General features: G+C 69.8%; 18 protein-coding genes and 2 pseudogenes. 6 read left to right on the forward strand and 14 right to left on the reverse strand.

Going from position 1 to position 22687, the window contains the following annotated elements:
* Window positions 1-7 precede the first annotated feature (7 nt).
* The 3 genes and pseudogenes from OHT01_RS10985 to OHT01_RS10995 all read left to right on the forward strand — a co-directional run.
* Window positions 8-1900 carry a DUF2075 domain-containing protein gene (locus tag OHT01_RS10985; protein ID WP_328552958.1) on the forward strand — a complete coding sequence of 631 codons (1893 nt, stop codon included), beginning with the start codon at window positions 8-10 and terminating at the stop codon, window positions 1898-1900.
* A gap of 44 nt (window positions 1901-1944) precedes the next feature.
* Window positions 1945-3060 (forward strand): annotated as a pseudogene (locus tag OHT01_RS10990) (DUF6079 family protein); the annotation flags it as partial.
* Window positions 3061-4055: pseudogene (locus tag OHT01_RS10995) on the forward strand (DEAD/DEAH box helicase); the annotation flags it as partial.
* 309 nt (window positions 4056-4364) lie between these two features.
* On the opposite strand, the gene OHT01_RS11000 reads toward OHT01_RS10995, so the two are convergent.
* Both OHT01_RS11000 and OHT01_RS11005 read right to left on the reverse strand, forming a co-directional pair.
* Window positions 4365-5693: a class I SAM-dependent RNA methyltransferase gene (locus OHT01_RS11000; RefSeq protein ID WP_328552959.1), complete on the reverse strand. Its 1329-nt coding sequence runs from the start codon at window positions 5691-5693 to the stop codon at window positions 4365-4367.
* Between the two features lie 333 nt (window positions 5694-6026).
* The gene (locus OHT01_RS11005; protein ID WP_328552960.1) at window positions 6027-8075 is read right to left on the reverse strand and encodes an APC family permease; all 2049 of its coding nucleotides are present in this window, start codon (window positions 8073-8075) and stop codon (window positions 6027-6029) included.
* 423 nt (window positions 8076-8498) lie between these two features.
* On the opposite strand from OHT01_RS11005, the gene OHT01_RS11010 reads away from it, so the two are divergent.
* Together OHT01_RS11010 and OHT01_RS11015 are read left to right on the forward strand one after the other, a co-directional pair.
* Window positions 8499-9170 carry a potassium channel family protein gene (locus OHT01_RS11010; protein ID WP_328552961.1) on the forward strand — a complete coding sequence of 224 codons (672 nt, stop codon included), beginning with the start codon at window positions 8499-8501 and terminating at the stop codon, window positions 9168-9170.
* Window positions 9170-9850 (forward strand): potassium channel family protein, encoded by a 681-nt coding sequence (locus OHT01_RS11015; RefSeq protein WP_261707696.1) that lies wholly within the window; start codon window positions 9170-9172, stop codon window positions 9848-9850. Before OHT01_RS11010 ends, OHT01_RS11015 begins: the two co-directional genes overlap by 1 nt.
* A 141-nt stretch (window positions 9851-9991) precedes the next feature.
* Here the strand turns inward: OHT01_RS11015 and OHT01_RS11020 are convergent, their stop codons facing one another.
* The 8 genes from OHT01_RS11020 to OHT01_RS11055 all read right to left on the reverse strand — a co-directional run bounded on the left by OHT01_RS11020 (window position 9992) and on the right by OHT01_RS11055 (window position 18308).
* The gene (locus OHT01_RS11020; RefSeq protein WP_328552962.1) at window positions 9992-10759 is read right to left on the reverse strand and encodes a DUF3159 domain-containing protein; all 768 of its coding nucleotides are present in this window, start codon (window positions 10757-10759) and stop codon (window positions 9992-9994) included.
* 3 nt (window positions 10760-10762) lie between these two features.
* Window positions 10763-11161 (reverse strand): OB-fold nucleic acid binding domain-containing protein, encoded by a 399-nt coding sequence (locus tag OHT01_RS11025; protein WP_261707694.1) that lies wholly within the window; start codon window positions 11159-11161, stop codon window positions 10763-10765.
* Window positions 11162-11365: 204 nt separating this feature from the next.
* Window positions 11366-12049 (reverse strand): response regulator, encoded by a 684-nt coding sequence (locus OHT01_RS11030; protein WP_328552963.1) that lies wholly within the window; start codon window positions 12047-12049, stop codon window positions 11366-11368.
* On the reverse strand, window positions 12046-14589 hold the full coding sequence (locus tag OHT01_RS11035; RefSeq protein ID WP_328552964.1) for an ATP-binding protein: 2544 nt from the start codon (window positions 14587-14589) through the stop codon (window positions 12046-12048). Before OHT01_RS11035 ends, OHT01_RS11030 begins: the two co-directional genes overlap by 4 nt.
* A gap of 317 nt (window positions 14590-14906) precedes the next feature.
* Window positions 14907-16127 (reverse strand): alginate lyase family protein, encoded by a 1221-nt coding sequence (locus tag OHT01_RS11040; RefSeq protein ID WP_328552965.1) that lies wholly within the window; start codon window positions 16125-16127, stop codon window positions 14907-14909.
* Between the two features lie 294 nt (window positions 16128-16421).
* Window positions 16422-17186 (reverse strand): DUF3710 domain-containing protein, encoded by a 765-nt coding sequence (locus OHT01_RS11045; protein WP_328552966.1) that lies wholly within the window; start codon window positions 17184-17186, stop codon window positions 16422-16424.
* A 1-nt stretch (window position 17187) separates the two neighbouring features.
* Window positions 17188-17727, reverse strand: coding sequence for a dUTP diphosphatase (gene dut, locus OHT01_RS11050; protein WP_405915904.1), 540 nt, complete (start codon window positions 17725-17727; stop codon window positions 17188-17190).
* Window positions 17724-18308: a PaaI family thioesterase gene (locus tag OHT01_RS11055; protein ID WP_328552968.1), complete on the reverse strand. Its 585-nt coding sequence runs from the start codon at window positions 18306-18308 to the stop codon at window positions 17724-17726. Before OHT01_RS11055 ends, dut begins: the two co-directional genes overlap by 4 nt.
* Before the next feature lie 58 nt (window positions 18309-18366).
* Between OHT01_RS11055 and OHT01_RS11060 the strand changes: the two genes are divergently transcribed.
* Complete coding sequence (locus OHT01_RS11060) at window positions 18367-18843, forward strand: DUF3093 domain-containing protein (protein WP_328552969.1); 477 nt, start codon at window positions 18367-18369, stop codon at window positions 18841-18843.
* A 247-nt stretch (window positions 18844-19090) separates the two neighbouring features.
* Here OHT01_RS11060 and OHT01_RS11065 read toward each other — a convergent pair whose 3' ends face one another.
* The 4 genes from OHT01_RS11065 to OHT01_RS11080 form a co-directional block, all read right to left on the reverse strand.
* On the reverse strand, window positions 19091-20023 hold the full coding sequence (locus OHT01_RS11065) for a hypothetical protein (RefSeq protein WP_328552970.1): 933 nt from the start codon (window positions 20021-20023) through the stop codon (window positions 19091-19093).
* Window positions 20024-20036: 13 nt separating this feature from the next.
* A complete protein-coding gene (locus OHT01_RS11070; protein ID WP_003997302.1) occupies window positions 20037-20333 on the reverse strand; it encodes a DUF4193 domain-containing protein in 297 nt (98 codons plus the stop codon).
* A 395-nt stretch (window positions 20334-20728) separates the two neighbouring features.
* Window positions 20729-21961 (reverse strand): sensor histidine kinase, encoded by a 1233-nt coding sequence (locus OHT01_RS11075; protein WP_328552971.1) that lies wholly within the window; start codon window positions 21959-21961, stop codon window positions 20729-20731.
* A gap of 6 nt (window positions 21962-21967) precedes the next feature.
* A complete protein-coding gene (locus tag OHT01_RS11080; RefSeq protein ID WP_103549594.1) occupies window positions 21968-22621 on the reverse strand; it encodes a response regulator transcription factor in 654 nt (217 codons plus the stop codon).
* Window positions 22622-22687: the final 66 nt, after the last annotated feature.

The raw sequence follows: 22687 nt of genomic DNA on the forward strand, positions 1-22687 counted from the left end.
CATTTCCTTGCTGTTCCGTGAGTCCGCGGCGTCCGTGGCCGCCCGCATCCTCGAAGGGTCGCTGGCACTGCATCTGACCGAGAACTTCCGTCACCAGCACGGCCGAGGCGCCGGGCAGGCGGAGGTCCGGTCCTGGGAACGCAGCCTCCCGGCTCTCGTCAACGCCCTCATGGAGGCTGGGCTCGGCGACGTCGAGGTCCTCATCGAGTACAGCCTGCCCCTCACCAGCAAGCGCGCGGACGCGGTCCTCGCGGGCGTACACCCCACCACGGGTGAACCGTCGTACGTCGTGGTCGAACTGAAGCAGTGGAGTGAGGCACATCCGGAGGAGGACGAGCCGCTGCTGTGTCGGATCCCCTCGTACCGGGATGCCGTCCTCAACCCGATCGAGCAGGTCCGCGGCTACTGCGAATACCTGCTGTCGTTCAACGGAGCGCTGGAGCGAATGCCGAAGTCACTGACCGGGGTGGCGTTCCTGCACAACGCGACCGAGTTCGGCGTCGCGGGGTTGCGGAGTGTCAAGGAGGACCAGCACGGGCGGATGTACACCGGCCAAGAGCGCGGCGCCTTCCTTGACTTCCTGCGCTCGCGGCTCGCGGCGAAGCCCGGCGCAGAGGTGGCCGATGTACTGCTCGGAGGCAGGATCCGGCCGTCCAAGCAACTGATGGCCGTCGCGGCGGCCGAGATCCGCGACCGCGAGCAGTTCGTCCTCCTCGCCGAACAGCGGGTGGCCTACGAGCAGGTGATGTCCGCCGTCCGCAAGGCGAAACGGTCCAACGACAAGCAGGTCGTCGTGGTGACCGGTGGTCCCGGCTCCGGCAAGAGCGTCGTCGCCCTGTCGCTTCTCGGTGAGCTGTACCGGCGCGGGGTGACCGCCCTGCACGCGACCGGCTCCGCCTCGTTCACCAAGACCATGCGCAAGGTCGCAGGGGCGCAGAAGCCGGCCGTGCAGAAGCTGTTCATGTACTTCAACAGCTTCATGGACGCCGAGCCGAACGACCTCGACGTACTGATCTGCGATGAGGCCCACCGGCTCCGCAAGACCTCCGCCAACCGCTACACCAAGGCGGAACTGCGCACCGGCCGTCCCCAGGTGGCCGAGCTGATCGACGCGGCCCGGGTGCCGGTGTTCCTCCTCGACCAGCACCAGGTGGTGCGCCCCGGCGAGATGGGGACGAAGGAGGAGATCAAGCGGGCCGCCGCCGAACAGGGCCTCGACTGCACGGTCGTGGAGCTCGACGGCCAGTTCCGGTGCGGCGGGAGTGACGCGTACGAGAAGTGGGTCGTCGACCTGCTCGGTCTTGAGGGCGGTACGCCTGGTGTGTGGGAGCCGGACGGCAAGCTGGAACTGAGGACGGCCGGGAGCCCGCAGGAACTCGAGGACTTCCTCGCGGCGCGGCGGGGGGCCGGCTACGGTGCGCGCATGTCGGCCGGCTACTGCTGGAAGTGGACCACCAAGGTCACGCCGAACATGACAGCGCTTCCCACCGACGTCGTCATCGGCGACTGGGAGCGGCCCTGGAACGTGTACGGCGACCGGTCCGTGCTCGGCGCACCGCCCGCACCCCTGTGGGCCACCGACCCGGCCGGTTTCGGGCAGGTCGGCTGCGTCTACACGGCACAGGGATTCGAGTACGACTGGTCGGGCGTGATCATCGGCCCCGACCTGGTGTGGCGTACGGACCGCTGGGTCGTGGACCGGTCGGCGTCGAAGGACCCGATCTTCACCAAAGCGACGCCGGACAGCGACATCGACCGGCTGATCCGCAACACCTACAAGGTGCTGCTGACGCGGGGCATGGTCGGCACGATCATCTACTCGACGGACCCGGAGACGCGTGAGAAGCTGCGCTCGCTGGTGCATCCGACATCGGGGGTGGAGGCACCGGTTCTCGTGTAGTCGGGCATGTACGACAAGCGGTCATCCGTTGTCAGTGGTACGCCATACGATCGGATGAACCCGCGCAGCCGCCCCTGCTCCGCGATGTCATCGACATCAAGGAGTCCATCTCCACGTCGGACTTCGTCCTCCAGCTCTCGGAGGCGACGACTCCGGAGGGTGCCGAGCGCGCGCTGCGGGACTACGTAGTCACGGAACGGCTGCTGGAGAACGTCGACGAGGCACTCGGCCTGATCCGGGCCGCGCTCGACGGGCACACGTCGAAGGCGGCCTATCTGCACGGGTCGTTCGGTTCCGGTAAGTCGCACTTCATGGCGGTGCTGCACGCCCTGCTCAGCGGGGCTCCGGCGGCCCGCGCGCGGACGGACCTGGACCCGGTCCTGACCAAGCACGAGTGGCTCGGCGCGGAGGGCAAGCGGTTTCTGCTCGTGCCGTACCACATGCGCGGGGCGAAGGCCTGGAGCAGCGGGTCCTCGGCGGGTACGTCAGCCACGTCAAGAAGCTGCACCCCGACGCGCCGACGCCGCAGGTGTACCGGACGGACGCCCTGTTCGAGGACATCCGGTCGATGCGGTCCCGCATGGGTGACCATGCTGTCATCGGCGGCCTCACCGCGATGGACAGCGGCGCCGGCACGGCGGACGAGGAGGACGAGTGGGGCGAGGCGTTCGGCTGGACGCCTCAACTGCTCGACACCGCCCTCGCCGCCGAGGAGGTCCACGAGGGCGGTCAGGCCCTCAACCTGGTCAGCCCGTCGACGCCGGCCGAACTGCGGGCGCGGCTGGTCCAGGACGCGAGCACACACCTGCTGCCCGGCTTCGCGAAGAACGCCGCCGAGGACGAGCACGGGTTCGTCTCGCTCGATGCCGGCCTGTCCGTGATCGCCGAGCACGCCAAGTCGCTCGGCTACGACGGCCTGATCCTCTTCATGGACGAGCTGATCCTGTGGCTCGCCACCCTCATCCACGACCCGAAGTTCGTGGCTCGGGAAGCCGGCAAGATCACCAACTTCGTGGAGGGCGGCGACGCCCGCCGTGCCGTGCCGGTGATCTCGTTCATCGCCCGCCAACGTGACCTGCGCGAGCTGGTCGGCGCGGAGGTGTCGGGGGCGGCCGAGTCGTCCATCCAGGACACCCTCAGCCTGGCCTCCGGCCGGTTGTCGCGGCTGGGTCGAACCGGTCGTCCCACCACCCGAACCGCGCCACCTCGTCGCGCAGCAACTACTGGCCGCCACGCTTCAAGAACACAAACTGGGCGACCAGATGTGGCCCGAGCAGTGGAACGGACTGGCGCCCTTTGACCGGTCAGCCGCTCCGATCCTGCGTCATCTGACCGACCAGGGCTTCCTGGACACCGACGGAGGCATGCTGTTCATCGGACCTGAGGCGGAACACCGTTTCGGGCGAAGGCACTTCATCGAGCTGACCGCGTCGTTCACCGCACCGCCCCAGTTCACCGTCCTGTCCGGGCGCACCGAGATCGGTCGGATGGACCCGTCCGTACTCACCGAGGAACGCCCGGGCCCACGACGCCTGTTGCTGGCCGGCCGCAGTTGGCAGGTGACCTTCATCGACTGGGGGCGGAAAAGGGTCTTCGTCGAACCGGTCGACAGCGGCGGGGTCGCCAAATGGTCCGGGGGACACTCATCGGCCTGTCGTACGCCCTGACCCGTGCGATGCGGGAAATCCTCCTCGGCGCCGATCCGCCAGTGTCTCTCACCCGGCGAGCCGAGGTCTCCCTCCGGGAATGGCGTGACGAGGAGGCGCCGCACCTGGTCGACCCCGGAGGGGCGCTAGTAGCACGGCTGGGCAACGACGTGCGCTGGTGGACATGGGCGGGCTATCGTGCCAACGCGACGCTCGGCGCGACCCTGTCGTCGATCGCCGACCCGGTGCAGCGCCCGACGGACTGCTACCTGCGGCTGCGGGAGGATCTGACCCAGGACATGTGGCGCGGCGCCCACGATGCCGCCCGGGCAGCACCATCCCTGGTCCTCCCCGATGTCGACCCTCGGGCGGTGCGCGGACTGAAGTTCTCGGTGGCACTCCCCCAGCGACTGGCCGTAGCCACGGTGTCGGCGAGGCTCGCCGACTTCGACGGCGCACGCGCTGCTCTCTCGGAGCCGAAGCGCTTCGTCACCGAGTCTGCGACCTGAACGGCTCACTCCGCAGCATCGTTCCGGAAAGATCGGGTGTTGCCCGCCGGGTGAGGCAGGTCCTATGGACCTCGCTGGCGGCGACGCCGAGGACCTCGCCCTGTACCAGGAATGGTTCCGGCGGCGCCTGACCGAGTCGCCGAACGATCTGCACAGCCCCATCCAGGGGATTGGCCACCCGTCGACGACGCCTGAAGATCCGCGTCACCGGCCGACTGCGTCAACGGGCCGGCGAGTGGGCCGGCACCGTCGAACGGCTCCTCGTACCGCCCGGAACGGCCACACCGCACAGGCCCCCGAACCTGCAGGTCAGGCGCTCTTCTTCACCGGTTCCAGGATCACAACGCACTCCACGTGATGCGTCATCGGGAAAAGATCGAACGCCCGCAGCGTCCGCACCTTGTAGCCGCCGTCGCGGAAGTACGCGATGTCCCGTGCCAGTGCCGCCGGGTCGCAGGCCACGTAGGCGATCTTTCGTGCGCCCAGCGACGACAGGTGCTCGACCGTCTTCTTGCCGGCGCCCGCGCGGGGCGGGTCCAGGACGATCAGGTCGACGCCGGTGATCCCGGTGCGCGGGAGGACCGCCTCGACCTTGCCCTGTTCGATGCGGACGCGGTCGAAGCCCGCGAGGTTGTGCCGGGCGTCCTCCACCGCGCGCTTGCCCGACTCGATGCCGAGGACCGCGCCCTGGTCGCCGATCCGGTCCGCGAGCGCGCCCGCGAAGAGGCCGACGCCGCAGTACAGGTCGAGCGCCATGTCGCCCTTGCGCGGCAGCAGACCCTGCATGACCGCCTTGACGAGGGTGTCGGCGGCCATCGGGTGGACCTGCCAGAAGCCGCCGCTGCCGACCCGGTAGGTGCGGCCGTCGGCGCGCTCGCGCACGAACGCGCGGCCGTGGACGCGGTGGATGCCGCCGTCCTGTTCGGCGACCCGCATCACCGAGACCGGCTTGTCGAGCTCGACGAGCGGCAGGCGGGCGCCCGGCCGGGGTTCCAGGATCACCATGCGGTCCTGGGAGCCCGTCGCCGCGATCGCCTCAACCGCCTCCATGCCGGACCAGTCGCGCTCCTCGATGCCGAGTTCGGTGACACCCGGGGCGGCGATCATGCAGCGCTCGACGGGCTCGACGTCGTGCGAGCGGTGGCGGCGCAGTCCGGCGTTGCCGTCCGGGTCGACCGCGTACTGCACGCGGGTGCGCCAGGCCGGAACCTCGCCGGCGGGCAGCTTGTCGCCCTCGGCGGGCATCACCGTGCCGTCCCAGCCGGCCTCCTCGGGCGTGAGGCCCGCGAGGCGCTGCAACTGCTCCGCGATGACCTCGCCCTTGAGACGGCGCTGCGCTCCGGGCTTGGCGTGCTGCCAGTCGCAGCCGCCGCAGCGGCCGGGGCCCGCGTACGGGCAGGGCGCCTCGACACGGTCCTTGGACGCGTCGATGATCCGTACGGCGTCGGCGCGCAGGAATCGCGCGCCCTCCTCGCCCTCCGTGACCCGGGCGACGACGCGCTCACCGGGCAGCGCGTGCCGGACGAAGAGGACCTGGCCCTCGTCCGTCCGGGCGATGCAGTGCCCGCCGTGCGCCACAGGGCCGATCTCGACCTCGTACTCGTCCCCCACCAGCGACTTCTTCGGTTCTGCCTGCATGGTGGGGTGACTCCAGATGAGAAGGGGGAAACGGCGGGACAACAGCCCACCAGTCTACGTGCTTCCGGCGTGCTTCCCGCGCCCGTCGATTCCCCGGGCCGAGTCCGTCGGCCACGGATCCCCCGGGCCGGCCCGGCTCCTTCGACGGCCGGTCCTCCGGGCTCAGACCCTTCGGCCGCCGACTCGCGGCGCCCACGTACGTGTAGGACCGTGTCCCCTTCGGCCCCGGTTCCCCGGGCCCGGCGGTGTCGACCTCCGGTCCCGGCTCCTCGGCGGCCGGTTCCCCGGACCCGGCTGCGCCGTCCGCTGGTGCTTCTCGTTCTTCGGGTTCTTCTAGTTCTTCGGCGTGGGCTCCTTCGGCCGCTCGTGGGCCGGTCCGCGGCGCACCGCACCCGGCGCGCTCCAGTCCTGCCGCTTGCGGGCCCGGAGCTTGGCGGCCTCGGAGGACTCCAGCTGGTAGGGCACGGAGGTCACCATGACGCCCGGCGTGAACAGCAGCCGGCCCTTGAGGCGCAGGGCACTCTGGTTGTGCAGCAGGTGCTCGTACCAGTGGCCGACCACGTACTCGGGGATGATCACGGAGACCGCGTCGCGCGGCGACTCCTTGCGCAGGCCCTTCACGTACTCGATGACCGGCCGGGTGATCTCGCGGTAGGGCGAGTCGAGGACCTTCAGCGGTACGTCGATGCCGCGCCGCTCCCATTCGTCGCGCAGGGTCTTGGTCTCGGCCGGGTCCACGTTGACGCTGAGCGCTTCGAGGGTGTCGGAGCGCAGCAGCTTGGCGTACGCGAGGGCGCGCAGCGCGGGGCGGTGGATCTTGGAGACCAGTACGACGGAGTGGACGCGGGAGGGGCGCACGCTGTCGTCGGACGGTCCCTCGGGAGCGGCCAGCTCCTCGGAGACCCGGTCGTAGTGCTTACGGATCGCGGTCATCGTCGCGTAGAAGATCACCATGCCGAGCAGCGCGACCCAGGCGCCGTGCGTGAACTTGGTGACGAGGACGACGACCAGGACCAGCCCGGTGAAGAAGGCGCCGAAGGTGTTGATCGCCCGGGAGCGGACCATGTGGCGCCGCTTGTTCTGGTCGGTCTCGGTGGCCAGGTGGCGGTTCCAGTGGCGGACCATGCCGGTCTGGCTGAGAGTGAAGGAGACGAAGACGCCGACGATGTAGAGCTGGATCAGACGCGTCGAGTCGGCCCCGTAGATGATGACGAGCATGCTCGCGGCGCCGGCCAGGAGGACGATGCCGTTCGAGAAGGCCAGGCGGTCGCCGCGGGTGTGGAGCTGGCGCGGCAGGTAGCGGTCCTGGGCGAGGATCGAGCCGAGCAGCGGGAAGCCGTTGTACGCGGTGTTCGCGGCCAGGAAGAGGACGAGCGCGGTGGCGGCGGCCAGCACGATGAACAGGAAGCTGTCCTTGCCGAACACGGCCTCGGCCACCTGGGAGATCACCGGGTTCTGGACGTAGCCGGAGCCGACCGCCACGCCGTTGTGGATCAGGTCCGTGGCGGGGTTCTCCGCCATGCGCACCTTGGTGGTCATGGCCAGGACGATGATGCCGCAGAACATGGTGACGGCGAGCAGGCCCATCGCCGCCAGCGTGGTCGCGGCGTTCTTCGACTTCGGCTTGCGGAACGCGGGGACGCCGTTGGAGATCGCCTCGACGCCGGTGAGCGCCGCACAGCCGGACGAGAAGGCGCGCAGCAGCAGGAAGACGAGGGCGAAGCCCGCGAGGCCCTGGTGCTCGGCCTTGATGTGGTACTCGGCGGTCGGCGCGTGCATGGTGTCGCCGAGTACGAGTCCGCGGAAGGCGCCCCAGGCGATCATGATGAAGACGCCCGCGACGAAGACGTACGTCGGGATCGCGAAGAGCTTTCCGGACTCCTTGACTCCGCGCAGGTTCATCAGCGTGAGGAGCACGATGACGGCGACCGCGCAGGCCACCTTGTGCTCCACCACGAAGGGAACCGCCGAGCCGAGGTTCTCGATGCCGGAGGCGATGGAGACGGCGACGGTGAGGACGTAGTCGACGAGCAGCGCGCTGGCGACGGTGAGGCCGGCCCGCGGACCGAGGTTGGTGGTGGCGACCTCGTAGTCGCCGCCGCCGCTCGGGTACGCGTGCACGTTCTGGCGGTAGGACGCGACCACCGTGAACATCAGCACGACGACCGCGAGCGCGATCCAGGGGCTGAAGTGGTAGGCCGACACGCCCGCGATGGAAAGGACCAGCAGAACTTCGCCGGGCGCGTACGCCACGGAGGAGAGCGGGTCGGACGCGAAGACGGGAAGGGCGATGCGCTTCGGCAGAAGCGTTTCGCCCAGCCGGTCGCTGCGCAGCGCGCGTCCGATGAGGATCCGCTTGGGCACGTCGGTCAGTTTGGACACAACAGGGAATCGTAAGGGTTCGAACTGGCAGTCGCCCACCCGCCGTCCCCCTTCGGCCCGTCATCTGCTCTCCGGGTGAAAACGGGACGGGTTCCGGCTGCGGATTCCGTGGGCCCGGAGGTCCCCGTGTCTCCATGGCAGAACCCGGACCCCGACCGCCCTGGAGGACCCATGCACCTGACCGCGGAGCTCATCGGCGCGGCTCTCGGACTGACCGGCCTCGGAATCCTGACCCTCGTGAGTGTTCGCAGCATCACACGGCGCTGAGGCCTGCGTTCACCGCCGTTCCCGGCCCGTTCCGCGAAAAACCGCAGACGAACCTGCGCAAGGGTGCCCCCGGCCGACCGTGCGTGTGTAGCTTGGGCGGCGGTCTGAGACCCTGTTTAGCCTGAGCCGTAACCATTCACATGCGGAAGGACGGTCGTGCACATCGTCATCATGGGCTGCGGAAGAGTGGGTTCCGCGCTTGCCCAGAACCTGGAGCAACAGGGGCACACGGTCGCCGTGATCGACCAGGACCCCACCGCCTTCCGGCGGCTGGGCTCCGGGTTCGGCGGCCGTCGTGTCACCGGGGTCGGCTTCGACCAGGACACCCTGCGTGAGGCGGGGATCGAGGAGGCGGGCGCGTTCGCGGCGGTCTCCAGCGGTGACAACTCGAACATCATCGCCGCCCGGGTGGCCCGCGAGATGTTCGGCATCGAGAACGTGGCGGCACGCATCTACGATCCGCGCCGGGCCGAGGTCTACCAGCGTCTCGGCATTCCGACCGTCGCCACCGTCCGCTGGACAGCCGACCAGATGCTCCGCCGGCTGCTGCCCTCGGGCGCCGAGCCGCTGTGGCGCGACCCCACGGGCGGTGTGCAGCTCGCCGAGGTGCACACCTCCGTCGCATGGGTGGGCCACAAGATCAGCCGCCTCCAGGACGAGACGGGCGTGCGTGTCGCCTTCCTCACCCGGCTGGGTGAGGCGGTTCTGCCCACCTCTCAGACGGTGCTGCAGGAGGGCGACCTGGTGCACGTCATGATGCGCACCGACGAGGTGGACAAGGTCGAGGCGGCGTTCGCCAAGGGCCCTGAGGAAGAGGCGGGTCACTGATGAGAGTCGCCATTGCCGGTGCCGGTGCCGTGGGCCGCTCGATCGCGGGCGAACTGCTGGAGAACGGCCACGAGATCCTGCTGATCGACAAGGCGCCGACCGCGATCTCGGTCGAGCGCGTGCCGCAGGCGGAGTGGCTGCTGGCCGACGCCTGCGAGATCACCTCCCTGGACGAGGCCGCGTTGCAGCGCTGCAACGTGGTCATCGCGGCCACGGGGGACGACAAGGTCAACCTCGTGGTCTCGCTGCTCGCGAAGACCGAGTACGGAGTCCCGCGCGTCGTCGCCCGCGTGAACAACCCGAAGAACGAGTGGCTGTTCAACGAGTCCTGGGGCGTGGACGTCGCCGTCTCCACCCCGCGCCTGATGTCGGCCCTCGTCGAGGAGGCCGTGAGCGTCGGCGACCTGGTGCGCCTGCTCCGCTTCAGCCACGGTGACGCCAACCTGGTCGAGCTGACCCTGCCGCCGGAGTCCGCCCTGGCCGGCACCACCGTCGGCGACGTCGCGTGGCCGGAGGACACCTCGCTGGTGACCATCATCCGCGGCACCCGCGTCCTGACCCCCTCCCGGGAGGATTCCCTGGAGGCGGGCGACGAGCTCCTCTTCGTGGCCGCCCAGGCCCGTGAGGAGCAGCTGGAGGACCTGCTGTCGGTGCGCCGCGACACGAACGCGACGAGCTAGCCGTTCCCCTGCCCGTCGGCGGTACGACGTCCCGCCGACGGGAGGACGCCCCACGCGGTGGTACGACGATGGGGGCGCCCGGAGATTCTCCGGGCGCCCCCATCGTCGTACCGAAAGCCTTGTGCCTCCCGGCGGTGCCGGTTACGCCTCGCGGCGGTGCCGGGCCGGGGCGGCGGTCTCGCCGCGTTCCTGTGCGAGAGCGGCCTTGCGCTCCTTCTCCGCCTGCTCCTCGGCCTCCATCTCCGCGAACACGTCGATGGGCGGCGGCGCCTTGGCCAGGAAGACCCAGGTGAGCCAGACGGCGAGCAGGAACGGCGGGATCTTCAGGGCGATCAGGACCCAGCCGAACTGAGTGGTGCCGCCCCACCAGTAGAGCGGGAAGAGCACCGCGCACTTGGCGAGCAGGATCAGGCCCCAGGCCCAACTGGCCTTCGTGTACGCCTTCTTCCGGCCGGGGTTGCGGGTGCGCCAGGAGAGGTTCTCCTTGAAGACCGGGCCGAGCATCAGGCCGATCAGCGGCACGCCCACGAGGGTCGTGACGATGTAGGCGACGGCGAGCCCGAGCGTGTAGAGCATGCCGGGCAGGTAGAAGTCCTTCGCGTTGCCCGTCATCATCGCGAAGACCACGCCGAAGGCGACGCCGAAGACACCGCTGAAGGCGTGCTTCACGGTGTCGCGCCGCACCAGGCGGACCGCGACGAGCAGCAGGGACACGGCGAGGGCCGCGATCGCCGACCAGTGCAGGTCCTTGTTGATCGTGAAGATGGTGACGAAGAGCAGGCCAGGCACCACCGTTTCGACCATGCCCCGCACGCCGCCGAACGCCTCGAAGAGTGCGGCCTCGGTCACCGCCCGCGCATCCCGCTGGGCGTCCTGGGCGTCTTCGGTCGGCTTGTCGAGCGACGTCACCGGCTACTCCCGTCCGAGGGGTCTGAGTTCGTACTTCGGATTGAACAACACCCTACGGCCCCGGCTCATCGAGATACGGCCGGAGGCGATCAGCTTGCGTCCGGGCTCGATGCCGACGATGGAGCGGCGGCCGAGCCAGACCACGTCCAGGGCTGCCGAGCCGTCGAACAGCTCGGCCTCCAGGGCCGGAACACCGGCCCTCGGCCGCAGAGTGACCGTGCGCAAGGTACCAGTAACCGTGACTATCTGCCGGTCGTGGCAGTCACCGATACGGGTGCAGCCCGCGGTCGCGGCGTCCTCCCGCAGCTCCTCGGACTCCAGGTCCTCCTGGGACGAGGAGAGCCGGTCCATCATGCGCCGGAAGCGGCCCGCCGGCTTTTCGGAACGAGGAACAGCGCTCATACCGAAAGCGTACCGGGGGGCGCTGACAGCTACGTACCCGCGGCACCACCGGCCGAACCGGCCGCGGATCTCACTCGATCCGGCGACCGCGCCACCGCCCTCGGACCGGCGTACGCCATCACTCGTACCGGTGCACAGCGTCACTGGTACCGGTGCCCAGCGTCACTCGTACCGACGAACACGGTCACCCGCCCCGGGGACACCTCACCGCTCGAACCGGTACCCCATCCCCGGCTCGGTGATGAAGTGCTTCGGGTGCGAGGGGTCCGCCTCCAGCTTGCGGCGCAACTGGGCCATGTAGACGCGCAGGTAGTTCGCCTCCGTCCCGTACGACGGCCCCCAGACCTCCTGGAGAAGCTGCTTCTGGCTGACCAGCCGACCCGTGTTGCGGACCAGGACCTCCAGCAGGTGCCACTCCGTGGGCGTGAGCCGGACGTCCCGCCCGTCGCGGTGCACCTTCTTCGCCGCCAGGTCGACGGTGAACCCGGCGGTCTCCACGATCACGTCGTCCTCACCGCCCCCGGTGGGCTCGGCCCGGCGGACGGCCGCCCGGAGCCGGGCCAGCAGCTCGTCCATGCCGAAGGGCTTGGTGACGTAGTCGTCGGCGCCGGCGTCGAGCGCCTCGACCTTCTCGTCGGAGGAGTGCCGGGCGGACAGCACCAGGATCGGCACCCGGGTCCAGCCGCGCAGCCCCTTGATCACCTCGACGCCGTCCATGTCGGGAAGGCCGAGGTCGAGCACGACGACGTCGGGGTGACGGGCGGCAGCGAGCTGGAGCGCGGTGGCTCCGTCGGGGGCCGCGTCCACCTCGTACTTGCGTGCCTTCAGGTTGATCACGAGGGCTCGGGTGATCTGCGGCTCGTCGTCGACCACGAGGACCCGGGTCATGAGGCCTGCCTTTCTGCGACTGCTGATCGGGCGGCCAGGTCGGGCCGGCGGTCCACCGCCCGCACCGTGAGCACCATGGTGAGTCCGCCGCCGGGGGTGTCCTCGGCGGTGAGGGTGCCGCCCATCGCCTCGGCGAAGCCGCGGGCGACGGCGAGGCCGAGGCCCACTCCGGTGCCGCGCGGGGCGTCTCCGTAGCGCTGGAAGGGCGCGAAGATACGATCCTTGGCCTCATCCGGGACGCCGGGGCCGCGGTCGACCACGCGCACCTCCACACGGTCGGCGATGCCGCTCGCGGCGACCAGGACCCGTTCGTCGACGTGGCTGTACTTGACGGCGTTCTCGACGAGGTTGGCGACGGCGCGCTCCAGGAGCCCGGCGTCGACGGCGACCATCGGCAGGCTCTCCGGGATCTCCAGCTCCACGCTGTCCTCGGGGACACCGCCGAGCGCCATCGGGACGACCTCGTCGAGGTCGATCTCGCGGATCAGCGGGGCGACGGTGCCGGTCTGTAGGCGGGACATGTCGAGCAGGTTGCCCACCAGGTGGTCGAGGCGGTCGGCGCCGTCCTCGATTCCTTCGAGGAGCTCGGCCCGGTCCTCGTCGGACCAGGCCACGTCGTCGGAGCGCAGGGAGGACACCGCGGCCTTGATCCCGGCGAGCGGGGTGCGCAGATCGTGGCTCACGGCGGCCAGCAGGGCGGTGCGGATGCGGTTGCCCTCGGCCAGTTCCTTGGCCTGGTCGGCCTCGAACTGGAGGCGCTGGCGGTCCAGGACCACCGCGGCCTGGGCGGCGAACGCGGCCAGCACCCTGCGGTCGGAGGCGGGCAGCACCCGTCCGGACAGGGCGAGTGCCATGTGGTCGCCGACCGGCATGTCGACGTCGGCGTCCTCCGGGCGGGCCGAGGGCGCCGGTCCGACGCTGCCCGCGCAGGTCCACGGGTCGACGTCGCCCGCCCGCTCCAGCAGCGCGACCGACTCCATCCCGAAGGTCTCCCGGACCCGTTCCAGCAGCGCCTCCAGGCTGGTCTCGCCGCGCAGCACGCTGCCCGCCAGGAAGGAGAGGATCTCCGACTCCGCGCGCAGCCGCGCGGCCTGGTGGGTGCGACGGGCCGCGAGATCGACCACCGACGCCACTGAGACGGCGACGCCCACGAAGATCACGATGGCGACGATGTTCTTCGGGTCGGCGACGGTGAGCCGGTGCAGGGGTGGCGTGTAGAAGTAGTTCAGCAGCAGGGAGCCGAAGGCGGCGGAGGCGAGGGCCGGCAGGAGACCGCCCAGGAGGGCGGCGGCGACCGTCACCGACAGGAACAGCAGCATGTCGTTGGCGAGCCCGAGGTCGATGGTGTTCAGCAGCAGCGCCATGGCCACCGGGCCGCCGATTCCGATCACCCAGCCCCAGATGATCCGGGAACGCCCGAGCCTGGCCCCTCGCGCCACAGGCAGGCCGCGCCCCTTGGCGACCTCTTCGTGGGTGACGATGTGGACGTCCAGGTCGGGGCCCGACTCGCGGGCGACCGTGGCGCCGACGCCCGGCCCGAAGACGTACTGCCAGGTCTTGCGGCGGGAGGAGCCGAGCACGATCTGGGTGGCGTTGACTCCGCGCGCGAAGTCCAGGAGGGAGACGGGTATGTCGTCGCCGATCACGTGGTGGAAGGTGCCGCCGAGGTCCTCCACGAGGGTGCGCTGGACGGCCAGCTCCTTCGGGGAGGCGGCGGTCAGGCCGTCGCTGCGGGCGATGTAGACGGCCATGACCTCGCCGCCCGCTCCCTTCTCGGCGAGCCGCGCGGCGCGCCGGATCAGCGTCCGCCCCTCCGGACCACCGGTCAGTCCGACGACGATCCGCTCCCGGGAACCCCAGATCGCGGAGACCCGGTGCTCGCTGCGGTACTCGGTCAGGTACTCGTCGACCCGGTCGGCGACCCACAGCAGGGCGAGCTCGCGCAGGGCCGTGAGATTGCCGGGCCGGAAGTAGTTGGACAGGGCGGCGTCGACCTTGTCGGGCTTGTAGATGTTGCCGTGCGCCATCCGGCGGCGCAGCGCGGGCGGCGACATGTCGACCAGCTCGATCTGGTCCGCCCGCCGCACCACCTCGTCCGGCACGGTCTCGCGCTGCCGTACACCCGTTATCGACTCGACGACATCGCCCAGTGACTCCAGGTGCTGGATGTTGACGGTGGAGACGACGTCGATGCCGGCGGCCAGCAGCTCCTCCACGTCCTGCCACCGCTTGTCGTTGCGGGAGCCGGGGACATTGGTGTGCGCCAGTTCGTCCACCAGGGCGACGGCCGGGGCGCGCCGGAGCACGGCGTCGACATCCATCTCCGTGAAGACCCCGCCCCGGTACTCCAGCTCCTTGCGCGGCACCTGCTCCAGACCGTGCAGCATCACTTCGGTACGCGGACGGTGGTGGTGCTCGACGAACGCCACCACGCAGTCCGTCCCGCGTTCGACGCGGCGATGCGCCTCGGAGAGCATCGCGTACGTCTTGCCGACGCCCGGTGCCGCACCGAGGTAGATCCGAAGCTTGCCGCGTCCCATGAGCCCTATTGTCTTCCTGTCACCGCCGTGTACGCAGCGTCGACCTTACGGCCAATAATCCCGGCGAAAGGGACGCGTGTCCGGCCGGAGAACGTCTTTGACGCAACCCTGACGCCCCGCGCGGCGCCGCGCGGCTCAACGCGGCCTCGCCCTCTCTCACACGTCCCGCGCGACCGCTCATGCTTCCTCCCCGTGATCCCCGTGATCCCGTGATCCCGTGATCCCGTGATCCCCGTGATCCCCGTGGACCGGGCGTCGGTGTCGCCACCGGACGCCCGGTCCCTCGATGGTTCATCGGATGGGACCCCGGTTTCGGTTCACGCGGGATTGTCGCCGTGTGTCAGCGTCTCCCACGCCACGAAGAGGTTGTTGCTGCCGGCCGGACGGTTCTGCTGGGTGAGGGTCTGGGTGTTGGTCATCGCGATGCCCAGACGGTTGTGCAGCGCGTTGTAGCCGACCTCGGTGACCGGGCCGAGCCCGAGGTTCAGCGAGCCGCCGCACAGCCAGCTCGGCACCGCCGTGCCCAGCTGGTACTTCGCCTGGAAGCCGAGCGCCTGGCGCAGCCGCTCGCCGACGTCGGTGCCGTACAGGTCCTGGCCCTGGATGCGGCTGGTCTCGGCGATGTGCGAGATGGCCGAGATGCCGTACCCGGTGTGGGTGAGGTCGCGGCAGGTCTCCTGGGTGAGCCCGGTGACGAAGGTGGACTGTCCCTGCCAGTAGCTGACGATCTTCGCGGTGGTGTCGAGGTTCTGGCTCGGCACGGTCTTCGGCACGGCGCCGTCGGTGGAGAGATAGACGTACGCCGCCGTACGCGTCCGGAACTTCGCCATGGCCTTGTCGTACGACGTCCTGTCGTCCAGGAAGACGGAGATGCCGACCGCGGCCTCCATCATCGACAGCTCCCAGTTGCCGTTGGAGTTCGAGCCGTTGATGATCTCGGGCAGGTAGACGTCGCGCAGCATGGTCGCGAAGCGGCCGGAGTTCGCCCAGGAGCCGGTGTACGTGTACTTGATGATCTCGGCGGCCTTGGGCCAGGAGGAGCCGGCCCAGCCGGTCTGCAGGGGCGCGTTGCTGTTGGTGTGCGCCTTGATCACCGCCGACCAGGCGTCCATCAGCTCGATGGCCTTCTTGGCGTAGCGGTCGTCGCGGGTGACGTACCAGGCGAGGGCGTCGGTGTACGCGGCTATAGCGTCCTCGCGTTCGTCGGTGCAGCCGTAGTTCGGGTTGGAGTACGAGCCGCATTCGACGGTCGCGCGGGGCGTGGGGGTGCGCGTGAGCGAGGCGTACTGGCTCGCCATCATCTGGTCGTAGGCACCCTTCCAGGGTTGGGCGCCGGCCAGGACCTCGGTGCGGGCGAAGTCCAGCTGCCCCCTGGAGACGGTGACTCCGGGGTGGACGAAGGTGGCGGGCGCCGCCTCGGCCCGGTGCGCGCCGGGCCAGGACAGGAGGGTGGCCACGAGTGCGGCGGTCGCGGCGGCGACGGTGGCGAGGAGAGCGGGGCGCCGTCTGCGGCGATGCCGAGTGGGGGTGTCGGACATGCAGAGCCATCCGTTCTTGTATGTGAACTACGCATGGAATGCTGAACAGGTGCGCTGGCCGGTGACCATAGGTACGGACCAGGCTTCCGTCAAGACCTGAAGAAAGATCTGCGGCTCAGTCCCTTGTTCACATACGAGAACCCGATAGGCGGGAGACACGAGCGTGCAACGGGGCCCGCTGGAGGGTGCCGGAGCGCCGGAACGCGCCTGAACGCGCGCACGAGAAAGGGCCGCATCCCTGGGGATGCGGCCCTCCTGTTGTCTGTCTCTCTGCCTGACCAGCCCTTTGTCCGCCTAGCGGACTTCGGTGATCTCCGGTCCGCGCTGCAGCTGCCCCATGCCGCCGGAGAAGCGGGAGCCGCCCTGCTCGTCCTGCTGAACGCCCTCGGGGACCATCTGCGCGTCGTTCGGCAGCTTCAGGACGATCGGGTCACGCGGGGCCATCGGGCCCTCACCGCGGACGACGACCGTGTCCCGGAAGATCTGCTCCAGCAGACCCGCGGCCTGCGGCTGCACCGCGCCCTGCCCGGAGATCACTCCGCGCAGGAACCAGCGGGGACCGTCCACGCCGACGAATCGCACGACCTGGAAACCACCCGTGCCGTCCGGAAGCTGGACCGGTACCTGCGCCCGCAGCTCCCAGCCCAGCGGGCCCTCGACCTCGTCGATGACACCGCCCTGCTGGGTGATCCCGGACGCGATCTCCTCGCGCACCTCGCCCCAGATGCCCTCACGCTTGGGGGCCGCGAAGGCCTGGAGCTGCACGGCGCTGTCGTTGACGACGACGGTCGCCGCGACGATCGCGTCACCCGCGACCTCGACCCGCAGCTCCATGCCGTCGACTCCGGGCACGAGGAGACCGCCCAGGTCCACCCGGCCCTCGGCCGGGTCGCGGACCTCTTCGCTGTCCCAGGGCCCGTCGGGGCGCGGCTCGGGTTCGAGCCTCACGCGCTCGCGCTCCTCGTCCTCGTCCGCCTCAGTGTCGACGCCGTCGACGACCTGCTCGGCCTCGCCCGCCGCGTCCTCGGCGGCACTGCCCTTCTTGCGACGTCCGAACACGTCACTGTCCTTCCCGGTCTGATACGACCGATGCGTATCGATTCCCACCCGTTGTGCTGTCCACGGCGGCATGACCGCCGGTGGACCCGAAGCCCCCTGCGGCCCGCACAGAATCGGGAAGTTCCGCGACCTCCTGGAAGCGAACCTTCTCGACCTGCTGGACGACCAGTTGAGCAATCCGGTCGAAGCGCTCGAACCGCACCGACTCGCGCGGATCGAGATTCACCACGATCACCTTGATCTCCCCACGGTACCCGGCATCAACCGTCCCCGGGGCATTCACGAGGGCGACGCCGCAGCGGGCGGCGAGGCCGGACCGAGGGTGCACGAAGGCCGCGTACCCCTCGGGCAGTGCGATGGACACGCCGGTCGGCAGCACCGCCCGTTCACCGGGCTTCAGCTCGCGGCTCTCGGTGGTGCGCAGATCGGCTCCCGCGTCACCGGGTTGCGCGTACTCGGGGAGCGGGACCTCCGGATCGACGCGCCTGATCAGCACGGAGACTTCTTGACGGGGCTCAGGGGCCCCCGGAGTACGGGTCACGGGTTCACCTCGAAGGCGCGGGCTCGCCGGATCTGGTCCGGGTCGTTCATGGCCGCTCGGATCTCCTCCGGGCGGCCGTTGTCGATGAAGTGGTCGACCTTCACCTCGACGAAGAGGGCGTCCGCGCGGACGGCGACGGGCCCCTCGGGGGAGCCGATCCGCCCGGTGGCGGTGCAGTAGATCTTGCGGCCGGCCACCGCGGTGACCTCGGCCTCCAGATACAGCACGGTGCCGACGGGTACGGGACGGCGGAAGTCGGTCTCCAGGCGTCCGGTCACGGCGACCGTCCGCAGCAGCCAGTTCAGCGAGCCGAGCGTCTCGTCGAGCGCGGTGGCGAGGACGCCGCCGTGCGCGAGACCGGGGGCGCCCTGATGGACGGGCCGCACGGTGAACTCGGCCGTGATCCGGACGCCGTCACCGGCGCGCGCCTCCAGATGGAGTCCGTGGGGCTGCCCGCCACCGCACCCGAAACAGTGTTCGTAGTGCGCTCCGAGGAGCTCTCCGGGGGCGGGCGCGTCGGGGTGCCGCACCGGCGCGACGGCGTCGGCGGGAGGCGTCAGAGCTGCGGAAGTACCACTCACAGGCGCAGACCTTACCCGCGCGTCCACCAAGTCTTCGCACCGTGCCAAGCTTGGCCTCATGCAGCTCTCCGCCTCCCCGTACGAAGAACGCCTCACCGCACCCCGGTCGTGGTGGCTGATCAGCTTCCTGGTCGGGCTCGCGCTGGCCCTCGTCTTCCTCCCGTTCGGCACGCTGCCGATGCTCGGAGCACTGGTCGGCGGTACCGCGGTCGCGGCGGTCGCGGCCAGTTCGTACGGCTCGGTCCGCATCCGCGTGGTCGGTGACTCGCTGATCGCCGGGGACGCCCGCATCCCGGTCTCGGCCCTCGGTGACACGGAGATCCTGGACCAGGAGGAGGCGCGTGCCTGGCGCACGTACAAGGCGGACACCCGCGCCTTCCTGCTCCTGCGCTCGTACATCCCCGGAGCCCTGCGCGTCCAGGTCACGGACCCGGCGGACCCGACGCCCTACCTCTATCTGTCGACGCGGGAGCCGGAGCGGCTGGTGGCCGCCCTGGAGGCGGCACGGGCATCCTCCCGGCCCACAGCGAACTAGGGCTACGGGCTACGGGCTACGGGCTACGGGCTACGGGCTACGGGCTACGGGCTACGGGCTACGGGCTACGGGCTACGGGCTACGGGCTACGGGCTACGGGCTACGGGCCAACGCCTGGATCGCGCCGCGGGCACGGGCTGGCGGGCGCGACTGGGGGACCGCTCGCGCCGCACGCCCGTCGGGCGGTGACCGCTCGGCCCCCTCATGCCGCGGACGGACGGTCGCGTGCCGCCCGCCCGGCGCAGCCTCAGTGCCCCGGATCTCCGGGGATCTCTCCGAAGTCCAGGGGGATCTCCCCGATCTGGACCGGGTCCGTCGGCTTCTCCAGCGCCGGCAGCTCCGGGAGCGCGTCCCACGGCACCTGCATCTTGCGCAGGTCCTTGCGGATGTGGCCCGCCACGCGTTTGGTGTCGCGGCGGTTCATCACCGCTCCCACGGCCGCGCCGACCATGAACGGCATCAGGTTGGGCAGGTCCCGCACCGTCCGCTTCATGATCTGCTGGCGCAGCTCGCGCTTCATCTGGCCGCCCAGCGCGGCATTGATCGTCACGGGTTTGGCCACGTCGATGCCGCGCTCACCCGACCAGGAGTGCAGATACGCGGTGCTCCGCTGCTTGAGACTGCCCGGTGGACGCAGGCCGTAGACCTCGTGGAGTTCGGCGATCAGCTTCAGCTCGATCGCGGCGACGGCGGTGATCTCGGCCGCCAGCTCCGTGGGCATGGCGGGCGGCACCGGCAGCATCGCGGCGGCGCCGATACCGGCGCCGACGGTGGACGTCGCGGCGGCGGCGCCCGCGACGAGCTTGTCCGCGAGTTCCTCGGGGCCGAGGCCGGGGAACTGTCTGCGGAGGGTGGCGAGGTCCCGTACGGGAACCCGCGGGGCGATGTCGATGATGCGGTCGGTGACGTACGCCAGGCCCGCCCTGGCCCGGACACCGCTCTTCGTGACGCCCCTCATGACCCCGTCGCGGACAGCCGCCGCGCGACGCCTTGCGGCGGGCGCGGGAGTGTCCGTGGGGGCCGTCAGGCCGTCTGTGGCGCCCGCTCGGTCGAGCGAGGCTGATCCCTGTTCGGAAGAGCCCCGCTCGTCGTCACGCACGCCTTCAGGGCCCGTGAAGGGCCCTTCGTCCGCCGCCCCGGAGGGGAGGCGGCGCTTCCAGGGTGGGGTCGAGCCAGTCACGGCCGACCCTGCCTCAGTCGCAGTCGCGGCAGATCGGCTGACCGTTCTTCTCGCGGGCCAGCTGGCTGCGGTGGTGCACCAGGAAGCAGCTCATGCAAGTGAACTCGTCCTGCTGCTTGGGCAGCACCCGGACGGCCAGCTCTTCGTTCGAGAGGTCCGCACCGGGCAGCTCCAGGCCTTCTGCGGCCTCGAACTCATCTACGTCGACAGACGAAGTCGACTTGTCGTTCCGGCGAGCCTTCAGTTCTTCAAGGCTGTCCGAGTCGACGTCGTCGTCGGTCTTGCGCGGGGTGTCGTAATCCGTTGCCATTTGTCGCTCTCCCCCTCTGGGTGTCTTCGGTGTCTCCAGCGCACGTAACGCGTGAGAGGCCGGACTTGTGCCCGACCCGAGGCGGAGATTTTGCCTCACATCAAGGTCTGTTACTCAATCGACACCCAACCGGACTCATCGAGAGTGATCGGCTTGGATGGCGATGCGGACCGTACACGGTCCTGAGGCCGCACTTCAAAGGCGCCCCACCGTGTACTTCCCGTGATCAAGACCCCCGAAAACCCGGATTTTCCCGGCTTTCCGACAGCCTGCATGATCACGGAGAGTAGATGGACCGAAAATCGCCCTTGTGATCGATCACACACGGGTCACCCGGGAGGGTGACTAGAAAATTCAGCGCAAAGCGAACATCGCCGCGTGTCGGCGACATGGTCTCAGATGGGAAGGGTGACGCGCATCACGAGCCCACCCCCTTCACGAGGCTGAGCGACGATGTGACCGCCGTGCGCGCGGGCCACCGACCGGGCGATGGACAGGCCGAGGCCCACACCCTTGTCACTGCCTGTGCGCTCCGTACGCAGCCGCCGGAAGGGCTCGAAAAGATTGTCGACCTCGTACGCGGGAACCACCGGCCCCGTGTTCGACACTTCCAGGACCGCTCTGCCGTGCTCCGTACCGGTCGTGACCTCGACCCAGCCGTCCTTCGGCACGTTGTACCGAACGGCGTTCTGGACGAGGTTCAGGGCGATCCGCTCCAGGAGCACGCCGTTGCCCTGGACAACCACCGGAGCGCGGTGCCCGCGGATCTCCACACCCTTGGCCTCGGCCTCCGCGTGCACCTGGTCGACGGCCTGCGTGGCGACCTCGGCGAGGTCCACCGGCTTGCGCTCGACGATCTGGTTGTCGCTGCGGGCGAGCAGCAGCAGGCCCTCGACGAGCTGTTCACTGCGCTCGTTCGTGGCGAGCAGCGTCTTGCCGAGCTGCTGCATCTCCGTCGGCACCCCGGGTCCCGAGAGGTGCACCTCCAGGAGCGTGCGATTGATCGCGAGCGGGGTGCGCAGCTCGTGCGAGGCGTTCCCGACGAACCGCTGTTGTGCCGTGAAGGCCCGCTGCAGCCGCTCCAGCATGTCGTCGAAGGTGTCCGCGAGCTCCTTCAGTTCGTCGTCCGGGCCGTCCAGCTCGATCCGCCGGGACAGGTCGGAGCCGGCCACCGCGCGCGCGGTGCGGGTGATGTGCCCGAGCGGGGACAGGACGCGGCCCGCCATCGCGTAACCGAACGCGAAGGCGATGACCGCGAGGCCCAGCAGGGCCAGCAGCGAGCGGCTGAGCAGGTCGTCCAAGGCGTGCTGGCGCTGCTGGTTCACGCAGTCGTAGATCGCCTTGTTGATCTCGTCCGACGAGGGACGCGGCGGAAGGTTGCAGGTGTTGCTGCCGACCTGACCCGAAATGATCTTGAAGGGGAGTTCGCTGCCGACGTTCAGCGCCTGCGCCGCGAGCAGGTAGATGATCGACAGCAGCATGATGCCGGCGATCAGGAACATGCCGCCGTACAGGAGCGTGAGCCGTATGCGGATCGTGGGGCGCAGCCAGGGGAACGGCGGCTCCGCCCTTCTGGGGTCCCAGGTGGGCTTCGGAGGCGCCGCGGGCGGCGCGGGTGCGGTGGCCACGGTGGATCAGATCCTGTAGCCGGAGCCGGGCACGGTGACGATCACAGCGGGCTCGCCGAGCTTGCGGCGCAAGGTCATGACGGTCACCCGCACGACGTTGGTGAACGGGTCCGTGTTCTCGTCCCAGGCCTTCTCCAGGAGCTGCTCCGCGGACACGACGGCGCCCTCGCTGCGCAGCAGCACTTCCAGGACGGCGAACTCCTTGGGAGCGAGCTGGACCTCCTTGCCGTCGCGGAAGACCTCGCGCCGGTTGGGGTCGAGCTTGATCCCGGCCCGCTCCAGGACCGGCGGCAGCGGCACGCTCGTACGACGCCCGAGGGCACGCACGCGTGCGGTGAGCTCGCTGAACGCGAACGGCTTCGGGAGGTAGTCGTCGGCACCGATCTCCAGGCCCTCGACACGGTCGCTGACGTCGCCGGAAGCGGTCAGCATCAGCACGCGCGTGGGCATGCCGAGCTCGACGATCTTGCGGCAGACGTCGTCGCCGTGCACGAGCGGGAGGTCGCGGTCGAGGACGACCACGTCGTAGTCGTTGACCCCGATGCGCTCCAGCGCGGCCGCCCCGTCGTACACGACGTCGACGGCCATGGCCTCCCGGCGCAGTCCGGTGGCCACCGCATCGGCGAGCAGCTGCTCGTCCTCGACGACGAGTACACGCACGTCGCTTGTCCTTCCTCTGTCCACCGGCGGGGCACGTCTGAGGGCACCACGCGGGCAGGGTCCGTC

This window comes from Streptomyces sp. NBC_00358, from assembly GCF_036099295.1.
Classification (GTDB): Bacteria; Actinomycetota; Actinomycetes; order Streptomycetales; family Streptomycetaceae; genus Streptomyces.

What these genes read in the sequence shown, in the direction of transcription:
- OHT01_RS11000 (WP_328552959.1), bottom strand. Translation starts at nt 5,693, where the DNA reads ATGCAGGCAGAACCGAAGAAGTCGCTGGTGGGGGACGAGTACGAGGTC.
- OHT01_RS11030 (WP_328552963.1), bottom strand. Translation starts at nt 12,049, where the DNA reads ATGACCCGGGTCCTCGTGGTCGACGACGAGCCGCAGATCACCCGAGCC.
- OHT01_RS11015 (WP_261707696.1), top strand. Translation starts at nt 9,170, where the DNA reads ATGAGAGTCGCCATTGCCGGTGCCGGTGCCGTGGGCCGCTCGATCGCG.
- OHT01_RS11025 (WP_261707694.1), bottom strand. Translation starts at nt 11,161, where the DNA reads ATGAGCGCTGTTCCTCGTTCCGAAAAGCCGGCGGGCCGCTTCCGGCGC.
- OHT01_RS11035 (WP_328552964.1), bottom strand. Translation starts at nt 14,589, where the DNA reads ATGGGACGCGGCAAGCTTCGGATCTACCTCGGTGCGGCACCGGGCGTC.
- OHT01_RS11040 (WP_328552965.1), bottom strand. Translation starts at nt 16,127, where the DNA reads ATGTCCGACACCCCCACTCGGCATCGCCGCAGACGGCGCCCCGCTCTC.
- OHT01_RS11060 (WP_328552969.1), top strand. Translation starts at nt 18,367, where the DNA reads ATGCAGCTCTCCGCCTCCCCGTACGAAGAACGCCTCACCGCACCCCGG.
- OHT01_RS11070 (WP_003997302.1), bottom strand. Translation starts at nt 20,333, where the DNA reads ATGGCAACGGATTACGACACCCCGCGCAAGACCGACGACGACGTCGAC.